Raw genomic sequence first — 15,142 nt, 5'->3', positions numbered from 1 at the left:
AGCGTGAAAATAGGAAAAACCGAATAGCCTTAACTCTATCCTAACCATATTTTTTCATAAATGCGTCACTGTCCCGGTTGGATCAAGGGACAGGCCGAATGAACGAGAATGGCCGTGAACTGCTTCTTGCGGTCATGATAATGGAGACGCAGCCTAACATGTCACACTCTGCTCATATTGATTCAGCAGCATTCATTGTCGCGGAAATTCGCGAATTTGCGAGCTTTTCTCCTGCGGCGCAGCGCTATATCAAAAGGTCGCTGGACGTTGGTTTGACCCGCAATGATGCAATTTCAACATGGGCGCGAAATGATCAGGAACGTATTTCTATTGCCGCGCAATATCGCCAATATCAGTTATTGGCAGAGCTTCGCCGCAATATTCCAGCCGATAATGCATCAGAGCGCTTATTGTCTGATGCCAATAGCGACTTTATGTCATCATTGATGCGCGTCACCGCCTATGATCTTTGTCAGGGCCGCCTTGATGGATTTGCGGCCTATCGCTTTCTCTATGAGCGTTTATTGGGTGCCGCCGCGCGGCCGTGGTTGCCTGCCGCTTTTTGCGGCGCAGCAGCTTTGCCGCAATTGCCACCACATTTGCGCAAGCAATGTCTGCAATCAATCAGCGAGTCAGCAGCGACTGCGCCGGGATGGTCCCATGTCGCGCCGACATTCTTCCCCGAATGGGTAGAGGCCGAGTCCGAAGCTGCTTAACCAGCAAGGGGAAGAAAACCAGCTAACCGCCGATAAGGGCGATCAGCTCTTATACATAGCATTCAGCCGGTCGATATAACGCTCACGGATCATATGCCTGCGAATTTTGAGTGACGGTGTCATCTCTTCATTCTCAATGGTAAACTGCTCATCAGCGAAATCAAAACGGCGGACTTTTTCAATCACTGACAAGTCTTTATTGACCCGATCAATCGCTTCGCGCACCGCTGATTTAAACTCAGGTAATGCTTGCAACTCATTGAAATCATATTTCTTCCCATTGTCGCGCGCCCATTCCAATGCCCATTCAGGGTCTGGCACAACCAGTCCGGAAATATAGGGACGCTTATCACCAACAACCATGGCCTGGAGAATTTCCGGTTGCAGGGTCAGCATGCCCTCTACCTTTTGCGGGCTGACATTGTCACCTTTATCATTGACGATAAGGTCTTTTTTGCGGTCGGTTATGACAATACGGCCAGCATCATCAATATGGCCGATATCGCCTGTGTGCAGCCAGCCATCTTTCAGCACCCGGGCGGTTTCTTCTGGGTTGCGCCAATAGCCATGCATGACCAATTCACCGCGGACCAATATCTCGCCATCTTCGGCAATGCGCACTTCGGTATCAATCAATGGTGGCCCGACAGTGTCCATCTTAATGCCTGTGCGTGGGCGGTTGCAGGCAATGATAGGCGCTGCTTCGGTCTGGCCATAGCCCTGCAACATAGTCAGGCCCAATGAATCAAAGAATATGCCGATATCCGGGTTGAGCGGAGCGCCGCCAGACACCATGGCTTTCATTCGCCCACCAAAACGCTTGCGGATTTTGGGACGCAATGCACGGTCCAATATGACATTCATAGGTATATCGCGCTTGCGCTTCGTGCCTTGCAGCTTTTTCTCACCTATAGTCAGCGCCCGGTCCATCAGATAATTGGCGACCTTACCCTGTTTCTGAACCGTTTTGAGAATCCGCGTGCGCAACACCTCAAACAAACGTGGCACAACCACCATGATGGTCGGGCGCACTTCCTCAATATTACTGGATAGCTTTTCCAGACCTTCGGAATAATAAATCTGCGCACCCAGTCCGATAGGGAAAAACTGCCCGGCGCTATGCTCATAGGCATGGCTGAGTGGCAGGAAGGAGAGGAACACTTCATCATCCCAGCCAAAATCATGCTTGATGACCTCGGTCGGACCTTTAACATTGTGCAATATAGCGCCGTGATGCTGCATCACACCGCGCGGCGCACCGCCAGTTCCGCTGGTGTAAATCAAACAAGCAAGGTCATCGCGCGCCAATTTACCTGCAGCATAGCGCATATCTGCCAGCGCCTCGTCAATTTGTTGCTGTGTACCAGAAACCAGATCAGACCATGGATAATAATCAAACCGGCTGGCCTGACCAACTTTTACCGCATCATCAATGCCAATGACTCGCCGCGCATGTGATGAACGCAGAACCGCCGGCAACAGGTTTTTTGCCAGCTTTGCATCAGAAACAATCACCGCCTTAGCGCCGCTATTATCCAATATATGCTGGTGATCGCGTTCTGTATTGGTGGTGTATGTCGGCACAGTGACGCAGCCCGCTGCCATGATAGCAAGGTCGGCCATGCACCATTCAGGCCGGTTCTCGGAAACCAGCATGACACGGTCTCCGGGGCTAAGGCCCATCTCTTTCAAACCCTTAGCAAGCATCGCAACTTGCTGCGCGGCTACATTCCAACTGATTGCGGACCATTGACCATTGCGCTTTGCCCATAAAAATGGATTGTCGCCACGTTCGGCGACCCGCGCCAGAAACATTGCCACCAGATTTGGAAACTGGTCAAACTGCTCAAGTGATTTGTCGATCATATCCGCTGTGCTTCCCCTTACAGTTCTATCTATGACTCTCATCATGCTTTTCGCAAGTCCTGTTCCCAAGACTGTCACGAATATAGGGTTTGCAAATGAAACGAGCAAATAACGGATTGCAAACGGCTGTTCCTATGTGGACGCTTTTCGATAAACCGCGTTTATCTTCACCATATTACGATGAAATCACAACGTCTTTCGCAACTCTGGCAGTCACGCTTGTTCCTTTGGGAATAACCGCGCTACGACCGCTTATCAGGCCGAATGCTGTGGCCGTTAAAAGCGTTTCGGAGACAACGGCGCCGGCTTTTTTCCGGCGATTATATCCTATTTCACCCTGCAACCGCACCGTTCGATCGGCTAACTCTACATATAAAAGACGGGCCGTAATGGAGCCCGATTTGCCAAACATGCCCTTTTTCTGCGCCGAGCTGACTTCACCGACAACCTTAGCGCCTTGGGGAATGACCAAAACACCATCAATGACGACATCCTGCGCCACTTCAAGGTTGAACAGGCTGCCCTTTGTCTGTCGCTTTGTTGACAGATCATCGCTCAAAACCAATGCAATCTCATAACCAGCAGGCAAAACAACCTGCGATGGCTTTACTGGCTTCTCTGTCGCTTGCTTGGCAGTAATCGCCTCTTTCAATCCCTCCCCTTTTTGGGGAATCTCTGCCTCAATCGCCTCTCCATCAGTCGCGGGTTTTGTCTGATGAAACCCAGGCCCTGCAAGCGGTGACGCTATAAGCCAGGTAGCAACACTTATGATCGACCAACTATTCATCATTGGTGATGTCTATTTCTTCCGCAGTAAAAGCCGTCATTAATTCACCGGCTTTGATCTTCGCATTATTGCCTTTTGCAAAAAGCCCGCCAATGCCAAGCGACAATGCGCCGACAATAGTTGCCGTTTTCCCGCTTTTCCCTCTCGCGGATATATCACCGGAAATGGCATATTGCTTGCCTTCCAGCTCAAGATACAACAGCTTAGCCGTTAGTTTTCCTGACTTGCCAACATTGCCGCTTTTTTCGGCTGAAGTAAGTTCACCCCATGCGATAGTACCTACAGGAATAACAATCTCTCCCTTATAAAGGACAGGCTTGTTAACCCGTAATTTGAACTTATGGCCCGGGGAATGGTCTTTGGTCGAGACTTCATTAATTGCCATAAGGTGGAGAGGCGTATCCACTAGCAGAAAGATCCTTTGCGGCTCTTCAACTATGGAATCTGCCAAAGGCTCTTGCTGAAAAGTCAAAGCATCAGGGTGATCATCTACAAGTAATGTTTCACTATCCTGATTTATTTCTACATCGTCTGACACCGAAGCAGGAGCGACCTTGACTATGGATGAATTGTCTACTTGCATTGTGCTGATCAAAAATGTTGTAACGAACATAATCAGACCCCCCCTGTTACATTTACCACATATCATAGCAAAAGCGTTTTGTTTGCAATAGAAATATTTATTGTTATGATTGCTATGAGGGATTTTATGAGGAGGAGTTTATGTTGCGATTCAAACCTTTAACAGCGGCATTTCTAGGGGCCGCACTTATTGCACAGCCCGTTGGTGCGCTGGCGAAAGATGATAAAGAATTTGTCGTCGTTAATGAGGAAATGGGCGTTCCCGTATTCCCATATGATATTACGGACAAACCCTATAAGATTGTCGGCCCGGTAAAAGCAGGGGTGCGCAAAGCCACTATTTTCAGCAAAGAGCCGTCTCAAAAGAAAATTTATAAAGAAGTCTGGGAGCGTGGCCGCAAAATGGATGCGGACGCTGTTATCAACGTCACTTATGGTGATAGCCATATTTCCGCATTTAGTTGGGGCAAAACCAATGCTCTCGGCTTTGCCATCAGATTTTTGACAGATGAGGAAATTGCTGCAGGTGTTACTGGTGATACGGCGCCAGACCCGGCCAATTACACCGAAGAAATGTTCAAATCAGCGAACAAAAAACCAAAATAAATACAGGGAGTTTCCCCCAATTTCAGCTGTTAAGGCCCCGACACGGTTTAAAGACTGTGCCGGGGCCTTTTGCATCAAATATAGTGCGTCTGGTCTTTTATCATGCTGAGCAGGTTTACTCTGTCAGTGCAACGCCCTCACTGCGCGGGTCGGCGGCACCAACCCAGCCATTTTCAGTATAAGAAATGGCATTGACCTTTGATGGTAGACCAGATGCCACCACAGTTTTGCCAAATGCGGCAATTTCTGGAGCCATAGCGGCGAGATAGCTATTTTGCTCAACCAGCACGGCATCGCCGCCAAAATAAATATTGGGCAATGCGATGGCCTGATCGATGGGCAGATCAAAATCAATATAGCCAATCAATGTTTTGGTGACGTGCATGATGATGCGCTTACCGCCAGCAGAGCCTAATGCCAGCACTGGCTTGCCATCCTTATACACGATTGTCGGCGACATAGAGGATAGCGGACGCTTGCCGGGCTGAACCCGATTGGCCACCAGTGCGCCATTTTTCATTGGTGCAAAGGTGAAATCGGTCAATTCGTTGTTGAGAAACATGCCCGACGCAATCAACTGGCTGCCAAAAGGGCCTTCTACGGTAGAGGTCATGCTCACCATATTCCCGTCTTTGTCCCGCGCCACGAAATGGGTCGTACCAGCAACTTCACTCGAAATAGCCGCTGTGCGTGGTTCCGCGCCCGGCGGCGTGCCAGCTTCATAACTACCGCGCGCACGATCTGGTGAAATACCAGCCGAACGCTGGGCCAGATAATCGCGGTCCAATATTCCTTTAACCGGCACAGAAACGAAATCAGGATCAGCCAGATAGCTTTCGCGATCAGCATAGGCCAGTTGCATAGCCTCGGCTATCAAATGCCAGCTTTGCGCCTTGCGTGGGCCCAGCGCCTTCATATCAAAACGTTCCAGCATGCCCAATATCTGCAATACGGTTGTTGCCCCAGATGAGGGCGGGCCCATGCCGCATATAGTATATTCACGGTATGGTGCACATACCGCATCGCGGGTCTGTGCGCGATAGTTTGCCAGATCAGCTTTGCTCAGGCTTGCGGGGTTTACCGGCGCATTCTGCACTGTGTCGACAATGCTATCGGCTATCTCTCCTGTATAAAAAGCGTCAGCGCCTTCAGCTGCAACCGTGCGTAGCAATTGCGCTAGGTCAGGATTGACAACCCGGGCACCGAGTTTTTTCGGTGCGCCATTTTCCCAGTAAATTTTGCGCGCTTCGGGGAAATTCTCCCAAATGGTTTTGAGCCTGCTCAACCGCCCTTGCAATGTGCGGTTCACTTCAAAGCCCTGCTCCGCCAAACGAATGGCGGGCGCAAAGATATCGGCCCAAGGCAATTTTCCCCATTTCTTATGCGTCTCCGCCATCAAGCGGATATTGCCCGGCACGCCGACACTATGGCCGCCTTGAAACGCGGTGCGAAAGCCCAACGGTTTGCCTTCTTCGTCAAGGAACAGGTCTTCACCAGCAGCTGAAGGAGCAGTTTCGCGTCCGTCTATCGTCATGATCTGACCAGTTTTGGCATCATGGTGGAGCAGAAAGCCACCGCCGCCTATGCCGCTGGATTGTGGTTCCACCACCGTTAGCGCCAGCATCATGGCCATTGCCGCGTCTGCAGCACTGCCACCTTTGCGTAGAATTTCCTGTCCTGCCGCTGCGGCCCTTGGGTCAGCAGCGGACACCATGCCCGGACTTTGCGGTTCCGCTGGCGCAGCAATGCTGGCCTCATTGCCGGTGGGCACGCCGGAACAAGAGGTTAAGGACAGTGAGATTGCGCCAAGCGCCAAAGCTAAAGAGCTGGAAAATTGTTTTTTCATAATATTGATCGTTAATAGCCTTGGTGATTAAGGGCAAGTACGCGATGGCCTTGCCTTAAGCATCTACCCCTATGGCATCGGCAATATTGGTGAAGCCGTCACGCTTCAACAAACGGGTCAATCCATCATTAATTGTGCGCGCAAGGCCCGGTCCGTGATAGACCAAGGCGGAATAGATCTGGATCAATGACGCGCCGGCGCGAATGCGGTCATAGGCTGATTCAGCACTATCAATGCCGCCCACTGCAATAAGCGGAATATGGCCGCCAGAAGCCGCGCGGAAATCTTTAAGCCGCTGCATGGCAAGACTGGCCAGCGGTGCGCCGGACAGTCCACCAGTCTCCTGCGCATGGCGGGATGCAAGCTCGGGCCGCGTAATCGTCGTGTTGCTGATAATTAGCGCAGCCAGTTTTTTATCGAGCGCGATGCGGACAATGGCATCAATATCCGCAGGCTCTAAATCCGGCGCCAGTTTCAGGAATATAGGCACATGGCCATGCTGCGCTTCTGCTAAAGCGGAATTTACTCCGTCCAACAGATCGGTCAGCGCGCCTTCATCCTGAAGCGCGCGCAGGCCTGGCGTATTGGGAGAAGAGATATTGACCGTAAGATAATCAGCAAATGGCACCATATTGGCCACACCGATGGCATAGTCTGATATACGATCCTGACTGTCTTTGTTCGCCCCGATATTGATACCCAATATACCCGGCAATGGCCGTTTCAGTTCACGCTGGAGCCGTGCTATTGCCGCTGGCTGACCATCATTGTTAAAGCCGAGCCGGTTGATGACAGCGCGATCCTCCACCAATCTGAAAAGACGCGGCTTTGGATTTCCCGACTGTGGCTTGGGTGTCAGCGTGCCAATCTCAGCAAAACCAAAGCCCAGGCCCAACATAGTCCGGGGCACTTCGCCATTTTTGTCAAAACCCGGCGCAAGGCCGACCGGTGATGCAAAATCTATACCCGCAACATTGTGCTTCAGGATCGGATCAAAATCCGGAGCGCCTGCTATGGGTAGCATCTTTAGGCCCGCCAATGTCAGGCCATGGGCTTTTTCAGCATCAAGATTAAAAATAAACGGGCGAGCGAGTGAGTAAAGCATGATGCGCAGCCTTTGCCAGCCGATATGCTGGCTGACAAGAGGCCATGGCTCGCATCAGATCAGCAAAAGCTGCCAAACACGACATGCACCTTGCGCATAATGCATTGGCTGCACTACACATAAGGGCAATCAGCCGTTTATTGGGCCATGCTCCGATCATACTCCGCGGCGTTTAACAGAAAAGGTATCCTTATGGCTATTGGTCGCTTCTTCACTCGGTCCTCCAAACTTCCCACACATATTATCATTGGCAGCCTGCCCTTGCTGGCCCTCACCGCTTGCATGGGCGCAGACAGCAATATTGTCTCAGCCAGCGGCCCGCAGCCGGAAACTTCACAGGCCGATGGTGTTATTCGTGATACCAGCAATACGGCTTCGGCCAGTGCGAGTGACGATTTTACCGTTGCGGATGATGTCAATGTTGCTTTGGCCGAATTTTTTGAAGATGTAGACGCAGCCAATCTGGCGGCATCGCCATTGGGCAAGGCTTTTCGCGGTATTCGCGATGAGGATTATGGCAAATGGAATGACCCGTCCGAAGCGCAAGAACTGGCTGACTTTCAACGCGGTCAGACTGCGCTGGCCAATATGCGCAAGCGTTTTGACCAAGCGCAATTATCGCCCAGCGACCAGCTAAGTTACCGCCTGTTTGAATATCAAATGGAGCGCTCCAAAAACGCCTTCGCCTTTCGCGATAACGACTATATTTTTGATCAAATGAATGGTGCTCAGGCACAATTGCCGGCGTTTCTGATCAATATTCACCGCGTCGCCAATGTTTCGGACGCACAGGCTTATATATCGCGCTTGCAGGGTATCGGGCCTTTAATGGATCAATTGATCGCAACATCAGCGAAGCGCGCCAATAATGGCGTGATCGTGCCGGATTGGGTTTTTCCCTATGTTATCTCTGATGCACGCAATATCACCAGCGGCGCGCCTTTTGACGATGGAGATGATTCGGCATTATTTGCAGACCTTAAGGCAAAAGTTGGCAAGCTAGAGATTGCGCAAGCCGAAAAAGACCAGCTGATCGCAGAGGGACGGACAGCTTTGCTCACCAGCATGGCCCCGGCATATAAAAAGCTGATCGCCGAAATGGAACGCCAGCAGGCAATGGGGGTCGAAGGCGACGGTATCTGGCGCTTCCCCAATGGCAAAGAATATTATGCAGAGCGTTTGCAAAATTACACCACCACCAATTTAACCGCGGATGAAATCCACCAAATCGGTCTTGATAATGTCGCCCGCATTCATGGTGAAATGCGCAAAATCATGGCCCAAGTAGGCTTTAAAGGCAGCTTACAGGATTTTTTCAAAAAACTGCGAACATCAGACGAATTTTTCTATGATAGCCGCGAGGCATATCTGGCCGATGCCAATGCAAAAATAGCGGCAATGGAAAAAGCTCTGCCCAAATTCTTCAATACACTGCCCAAGGCAGCATTAACGGTGAAGCCTGTCGAAGCATTTCGCGAAAAATCGGCTGGTAAAGCATTTTATCAGCGTCCCGCCCCTGATGGTTCGCGCCCCGGCACCTATTATGTCAATCTGTATAATTTGAAAGATATGTCCAAAACCGAACTGGAGGCTCTGGCTTATCATGAAGGTCTGCCAGGCCACCATTTACAGCTCGCCATTCAAACGGAATTAGGCGATTTGCCGCCTTTCCGTCGCTTTGGAGGCGTAACAGCCTATTCTGAAGGTTGGGGTCTCTATTCCGAAGAATTGGGCAAAGATATGGGATTTTATACCGATCCTTATTCTGATTTTGGCCGATTAGGCATGGAATTATGGCGCGCCTGTCGCTTGGTGGTCGATACCGGCATTCATGATAAGCGCTGGAGCCGCGAAGAAGCCATTGCCTATCTGACCGAAAACACGCCCAATCCTGATGGTGATATCCGCAAAGCGATTGAACGCTATGTGGTTTTCCCAGGCCAAGCGACAGCCTATATGATTGGTAAGCTGAAAATCAAAGAATTACGCGCCAGAGCACAAGAACGGCTAGGCGGTCGGTTCACCTATGGCGATTTTCATGACATCATTCTTCGTTCAGGCCCTGTGCCATTGACCATAATGGAAGAAAGGGTGGATCGTTGGATCACCGACAACGAAAAATAGTCTCTATAGGCCATGTGTGCTAGTACATTATAAATCGCTTCAACGTCCATTTTGTCCAATTCTTTGTCTTTCGGACTCGCTAATAGTCTTTTTGCGACCCGAAGGGCTCCTAGCAAGATATGGAGTTCTTTCACTTTTCGGCGGTCATTCAGGCTTGGTGCTTGATTGACCGCCTTTTTTTTGCTGTCATATTAGGCTAAAGTGAAAAAAGCCACTTAAGGGTCGTATGCCATCAATAGATTATATAATGCCGGCAAAGCATCTTCGCGACTATGTCTCTGTCTATTACGTAGTTGAATTTAAAGAAGAAAGCTTTGAGGATATTGAGCGAGCTGCACTGGCTCAGCTACGCTTTTCCTTGCATGGGGGCGGCACAGTCCATTTTGCACGCGGCAAAAGCTATCCAATGAGCGGCGTCTCTATCGTCGGGCCCACCAGCACCGCCATACGCTATGTTACCAACAGCCCATATCGCATGTTTGGCATGGGTTTATTACCTGCTGGCTGGGGATTGCTGACCGACACGCCAGCAAATACCGTGCGCGATTCAGTTGTCGAAGCGGACAGCATCATTAAAGGCGTAAGCGCCTATATGCCGCAGCTTCAGGCCATGAGCCAAAGCGCCGATATGGCCAAGCTTGCCGATGAAGTTCTCACACCGCTGGTTGCGGAAGCCAAGCCGGAATTGCTAGCCTTTACGAGCATCATCGACACTTGGCTGGCATCAAATACTTCGCCTGAGCTTGATGATCTCCGTGGTATGACAGGTCTATCAACCCGCCAGTTAGCGCGCAAAGTGAACCATTTTTATGGCACCCCGCCAAAATATCTGTCGCGTAAATATCGCGCCTTACGCGCCGCGCGCATATTGGCAGAAAATGATGAAGACGATCATGATTATCTCTATGATGCATTTTATGATCAGTCGCATATGATCAGGGAATTAAAACTGTTCACTGGCACAACACCGGCAAAATTGGGTTCTAATTTCAGTTTGCTGGCCCCTTTGATTGACAAACGGTCAAAATTTGCCAACGAGATAAGTCCATTGACTTCTAAGACATAACGTTCAGTAACGCCTTGTAACATTCGTATTTTGAGAGCGGCATTATGCAGATAGAATTTGCCGAACCAGCACCCCATTTGAAGAGTCTGCTTTCACTATATTATCGCGTGCGTTCAGATGATGAAGTCTTTGAAGAAATTGACAGGGCCGATATCGGCGTCTTGCGATTCCGGCTAAAAGGTGATGGATATCTGGAATTTCATGATGGTAGCCGCAGCCCGGCAGGACTTAATAACCCGCTTATTGGCCCGGGAAGTGCAGCGGCAAAAATTCGGCTGACAGGGCCGATAGATGTTGTCGGCTGTTCGCTGCTGCCTTTGGCATGGGGCGGGGCGCTGATCAAAGGCGATGCCAGCGCACATGTTGATTGCGCAAACGACGCTTTGGCCGCTCTGGGTCCAAAATCAGCAGAACTGCCAGCTTTGTTGTCAGCGGTAAGTGGCATAGCCGAAACAAAGCAGATTCTTGACGATTTTTTCACCGCTACTGCCAGACCGATCAGCAAAAGAACGGTCAGCGGCGTAGAAGAGCTACGCCAATGGTTGGCATCCAGCCCGGCGCCAGATGTGCAACAGCTCACCCAGGGTGATCTAGCCCGCAGCCGCCGGTTCAGCCGCATAGGCAATCGCTATTTTGGCGGCCCACCCAAAATGCTAGCCCGCAAAATCAGAGCTTTAAGAGCAGCACAGGCCATTACCCTGAACAATGGTGAAATTTGTGACGAGGCTTTGGACCCATTTTACGACCAGCCACATATGGTGCGGGAGATTAAACACTTTACTGGTAAATCACCGGGAAAACTTGTGTCTCCTGATGAAATGCTGCTGCAAATGGTGCTGGACCGGCCCTGTTTTCGTGAATTGGAGCCAGATTTGAATCAGGCACCCATGCCGCCACAGGGTATTTCAAGCCAGCGCTAACCATCATCAGCGCTTCCCGGCATAGTTTCTCAACAAAATATGCTTGCAATTTGGCCAATAGATACGCATTTGCCCTAATAAGAGCGATTTGGTCTTATTAGAAGGATTCGTGTGCAATGCGGCTTTCCAGCCTTGCCGATTATGCCGTTGTTTTGATGACCGCCGCTGCGGGCCATTGCGGCGCACGCGGTCTGATTGACGGCCCGAAAGCGCGACAAAATGCGCGGCAATTGTCTGAAGAAACCGGCATTAAATTGCCGACAGCGCAAAAATTGCTGCAAGCATTGGCGCGCGCTGACCTGATAGAAACTGTGCGCGGCGCTGGCGGCGGTATTCGCTTGGCGCGCCCACCCGCAACAATAACGCTGGCCCAGATTGTCGAGGCTGTGGACGGCCCTATCGCGATAACCAATTGTATCGAAACGCGCGGGCATGTCTGCGCTATTGAACAGGGCTGCAGCGTTAAACCGCATTGGTTTGTCGTGAACAATGCCATCCGTGATGCGCTGGACGCGGTCAGCCTAGCCGATTTGACGCGCAAACCCGCCGCGCAAATGCCTTTAGACAGCACTATGAAAACCCAAAATAACGCCCCCAATATGATGGAAAAAGCCTGATGAGCGATGACAATATTCTGATGCAAGACCAATCTGCACGCGATGCGGCAAGCCGCGAACGTGATGCCGATGCATGGGAAGCTGCCGAAAAGGCGAGCACTTACGAACATGGTTGGTCAAGCGATATTGAGCAGGAATTTGCGCCCAAAGGTCTGAATGAAGATACGGTGCGCTTTATTTCTGGCAAGAAGAATGAGCCGGAATGGATGCTCGATTGGCGGCTATCTGCGTTTCGCAAATGGCAGGGTATGACCAGCCCGGACTGGGCCAAGCTCAACGTGCCGCCTATCGATTATCAAGATGCCTATTATTATGCGGAACCAACCAAGAAGATTGAGCTGGACAGTCTGGACGATCTCGACCCGGTGATCCTTGAAACCTATCAAAAGCTGGGCATTCCGCTGGAGGAGCAAAAGGTTCTGGCCAATGTCAAAGGCGCGCGCAAAGTAGCGGTTGATGCGGTGTTTGACTCGGTGTCAGTGGCCACCACATTCCGCGAAGAGCTGAGCAAAGCAGGCGTGATCTTCATGTCGATTTCTGAAGCGATTAAGGAATATCCTGATCTGGTGCGCAAATATCTGGGCAAGGTCGTTCCGGTCAAAGACAATTATTTTGCCGCGCTCAATTGCGCTGTCTTTTCCGATGGCACCTTTGTCTATATCCCCAAAAATGTGCGCTGCCCAATGGAGCTGAGCACCTATTTCCGCATCAATGCCGAAAATACCGGCCAGTTTGAACGCACGCTGATCGTTGCTGATGAAGGCAGCTATGTCAGCTATCTGGAAGGCTGCACCGCACCCATGCGCGATGAAAACCAGCTCCACGCCGCTGTGGTTGAGCTGGTGGCGATGGATGATGCCGAGATTAAATATTCCACCGTGCAAAACTGGTATCCTGGCGACGAAAACGGCAAGGGCGGCATCTATAATTTTGTTACCAAGCGCGGCCTGTGTCAGGGCAAGCGCAGCAAAATCAGCTGGACACAGGTTGAAACCGGCAGCGCGATCACTTGGAAATATCCGTCATGCGTGCTGAATGGTGAGGATAGTGTTGGCGAATTTTATTCGGTCGCGCTGACCAACAATTATCAGCAAGCCGATACCGGCACCAAGATGATCCATAATGGCAAGGGCACACGCTCCACCATCATCTCTAAAGGCATTAGCGCGGGCAAATCTGACGGCACCTATCGCGGTCTGGTGCGTGTCGCAGCGGGCGCGGAAAATGTGCGCAATTTTACCCAGTGCGACTCGCTTTTGCTGGGGGATCAATGCGGCGCGCACACTGTGCCCTATATTGAGGTGAAAAACCCGACCGCCACTATTGAGCATGAGGCGACAACCAGCAAAATCAGCGACGACCAGATGTTCTATGCCCAGCAACGCGGGCTGGACGAAGAACAAGCGGTAGCACTGATCGTCAATGGCTTTGCCAAAGAAGTGCTGAAAGAACTGCCCATGGAATTTGCCGTCGAAGCGCAAAAGCTGCTGGCGATTTCGCTGGAGGGGAGTGTTGGGTGATGCTCCAACCTGTCTATTACTGTCATTCCCGCGTAGGCGAGAATCCAATGCTACAAGTCGCAGTATCTGCAGCTCTAAGAACTAATACCTGCGAGGTATCGTTTGGTTCGATCATACTATCATTAAACGAAGGCGCAAGCTAATGCTCTACGATATGATGACGGGGGGAAAAATCGAATCTGTTCCTTATATAGATCGATATCGCACTTTTATGGCGCAACTCTCTAGTGAAGAGATAGCCTCTATAAAACAACAACTTAACAATCTTATCGATGGCGACGAAATTCATACTGCTGGTTGGATGCCTGGGAACGATTGGACAGACACGCCTTTCTACCCGATCTACTCCAAAGCAGCTCGACACAGCTACGAAGCGTCTGCAATGTGCTTTGGCTTAATGGTTTGGGAAGTGTTCATGGAGCGCCCAGAGCGCTGGACTTCTGGTCGATTTGAAAAAAATGGCGAAGAAATAGGCAGCCGCACCTACTTTCGAATCTCACAAGGAATATCCGATAATGCTCAAAATTGATAATCTCCATGCCTCTATTGGCGACAAACCTATTCTTAAGGGCCTGTCCCTTGAACTGAACCCCGGCGAGATTCACGCTATCATGGGCCCCAATGGTGCGGGCAAATCTACCTTGTCCTATGTGCTGGGCGGCCGCGATGGTTATGATGTGACAGAAGGCAGCGCCAGCTTTGATGGCGATGATATTTTGGATATGGACCCGCATGAACGTGCCGCAGCGGGCCTGTTTTTGGGCTTTCAATATCCGGTTGAGATACCTGGCGTATCCAATCTGCAATTTCTGCGCGAAAGCCTGAACAGCCAGCGCCGTGCGCGCGGCGAAGATGAATTGTCCGGCGGGCAGTTTATCAAATTGGCCAAGGAAAAGGCGGCCCTGCTGAAAATGGACATGGACATGCTGAAACGCGCCGTCAATGTCGGCTTTTCCGGTGGTGAGAAAAAGCGCAACGAAATGGTGCAAATGGGTATTTTGAACCCCAAGCTGGCCATTTTGGACGAGACCGATAGCGGTCTCGACATCGATGCGCTGCGCATTGTTGGCAGCGGGATCAACGCCATCATGCGCCAACCGGATAAAGCCGTCTTGCTGATCACCCATTATCAGCGCTTGCTGGACGAAGTGAAACCGGATTTTGTGCATGTGCTGGCCGGTGGCCGCATTGTCAAATCTGGCGGACCGGAACTGGCGCTGCAGCTGGAAAATGAAGGATATGAGGCGATTGCCGCGTAAGAAAATTACCGTGAACATACAAAACAATCCGTTAGCGCTGCGCTTAACAAACAGCGTTTCTTGCTACGCGACACGGGCTGCAACAGGCTCGGCCCTAACGGTATTGTTTTGGACCTGACGGTGTTATT

14 protein-coding genes are annotated in these 15,142 nt (G+C 50.9%); 9 read left to right on the top strand and 5 right to left on the bottom strand.

The features are described from left to right. The first annotated feature begins 158 nt into the window (after positions 1–158). Positions 159–716, top strand: coding sequence for a hypothetical protein (locus ACR9YC_RS00375; RefSeq protein ID WP_438731876.1), 558 nt, complete (start codon positions 159–161; stop codon positions 714–716). Positions 717–758: 42 nt separating this feature from the next. Here the strand turns inward: ACR9YC_RS00375 and ACR9YC_RS00370 are convergent, their stop codons facing one another. From ACR9YC_RS00370 to ACR9YC_RS00360, 3 genes are all read right to left on the bottom strand, one after another. Then, positions 759–2,582 carry an AMP-dependent synthetase/ligase gene (locus tag ACR9YC_RS00370; RefSeq protein WP_438728597.1) on the bottom strand — a complete coding sequence of 608 codons (1,824 nt, stop codon included), beginning with the start codon at positions 2,580–2,582 and terminating at the stop codon, positions 759–761. A 175-nt stretch (positions 2,583–2,757) separates the two neighbouring features. Then, complete coding sequence (locus tag ACR9YC_RS00365; RefSeq protein WP_438728595.1) at positions 2,758–3,372, bottom strand: hypothetical protein; 615 nt, start codon at positions 3,370–3,372, stop codon at positions 2,758–2,760. Further along, on the bottom strand, positions 3,362–3,982 hold the full coding sequence (locus ACR9YC_RS00360) for a hypothetical protein (protein ID WP_438728593.1): 621 nt from the start codon (positions 3,980–3,982) through the stop codon (positions 3,362–3,364). Before ACR9YC_RS00360 ends, ACR9YC_RS00365 begins: the two co-directional genes overlap by 11 nt. Before the next feature lie 110 nt (positions 3,983–4,092). Here ACR9YC_RS00360 and ACR9YC_RS00355 point away from each other — a divergent pair, with 110 nt between their 5' ends. Beyond that, a complete protein-coding gene (locus tag ACR9YC_RS00355; RefSeq protein ID WP_438728591.1) occupies positions 4,093–4,557 on the top strand; it encodes a hypothetical protein in 465 nt (154 codons plus the stop codon). 115 nt (positions 4,558–4,672) lie between these two features. Here the strand turns inward: ACR9YC_RS00355 and ggt are convergent, their stop codons facing one another. Together ggt and ACR9YC_RS00345 are read right to left on the bottom strand one after the other, a co-directional pair. Continuing rightward, complete coding sequence (gene ggt, locus ACR9YC_RS00350; protein ID WP_438728589.1) at positions 4,673–6,403, bottom strand: gamma-glutamyltransferase; 1,731 nt, start codon at positions 6,401–6,403, stop codon at positions 4,673–4,675. Between the two features lie 55 nt (positions 6,404–6,458). Beyond that, a complete protein-coding gene (locus ACR9YC_RS00345) occupies positions 6,459–7,508 on the bottom strand; it encodes a quinone-dependent dihydroorotate dehydrogenase (protein WP_438728587.1) in 1,050 nt (349 codons plus the stop codon). Positions 7,509–7,700: 192 nt separating this feature from the next. On the opposite strand from ACR9YC_RS00345, the gene ACR9YC_RS00340 reads away from it, so the two are divergent. From ACR9YC_RS00340 to sufC, 7 genes are all read left to right on the top strand, one after another. Further along, the gene (locus ACR9YC_RS00340) at positions 7,701–9,632 is read left to right on the top strand and encodes a DUF885 domain-containing protein (protein WP_438728585.1); all 1,932 of its coding nucleotides are present in this window, start codon (positions 7,701–7,703) and stop codon (positions 9,630–9,632) included. Positions 9,633–9,879: 247 nt separating this feature from the next. Then, positions 9,880–10,698: a DUF6597 domain-containing transcriptional factor gene (locus tag ACR9YC_RS00335; RefSeq protein WP_438728584.1), complete on the top strand. Its 819-nt coding sequence runs from the start codon at positions 9,880–9,882 to the stop codon at positions 10,696–10,698. A gap of 44 nt (positions 10,699–10,742) precedes the next feature. Then, the gene (locus ACR9YC_RS00330) at positions 10,743–11,618 is read left to right on the top strand and encodes a hypothetical protein (RefSeq protein WP_438728582.1); all 876 of its coding nucleotides are present in this window, start codon (positions 10,743–10,745) and stop codon (positions 11,616–11,618) included. A gap of 116 nt (positions 11,619–11,734) precedes the next feature. Then, entirely contained in the window at positions 11,735–12,235 is a 501-nt protein-coding gene (locus ACR9YC_RS00325) for an SUF system Fe-S cluster assembly regulator (RefSeq protein WP_438728580.1), read from the top strand. Between the two features lie 20 nt (positions 12,236–12,255). Next, on the top strand, positions 12,256–13,755 hold the full coding sequence (sufB, locus tag ACR9YC_RS00320; protein WP_438731874.1) for a Fe-S cluster assembly protein SufB: 1,500 nt from the start codon (positions 12,256–12,258) through the stop codon (positions 13,753–13,755). Between the two features lie 142 nt (positions 13,756–13,897). Beyond that, positions 13,898–14,284, top strand: coding sequence for a hypothetical protein (locus ACR9YC_RS00315; protein ID WP_438728578.1), 387 nt, complete (start codon positions 13,898–13,900; stop codon positions 14,282–14,284). Next, positions 14,271–15,014, top strand: coding sequence for a Fe-S cluster assembly ATPase SufC (gene sufC, locus ACR9YC_RS00310; protein WP_438728576.1), 744 nt, complete (start codon positions 14,271–14,273; stop codon positions 15,012–15,014). Before ACR9YC_RS00315 ends, sufC begins: the two co-directional genes overlap by 14 nt. Positions 15,015–15,142: the final 128 nt, after the last annotated feature.

Origin of the sequence: Parasphingorhabdus sp. DH2-15, from assembly GCF_051668705.1 — a bacterium.
GTDB lineage: Bacteria > Pseudomonadota > Alphaproteobacteria > Sphingomonadales > Sphingomonadaceae > Alterisphingorhabdus.
This window is presented reverse-complemented; position numbering and strand designations above follow the sequence as displayed.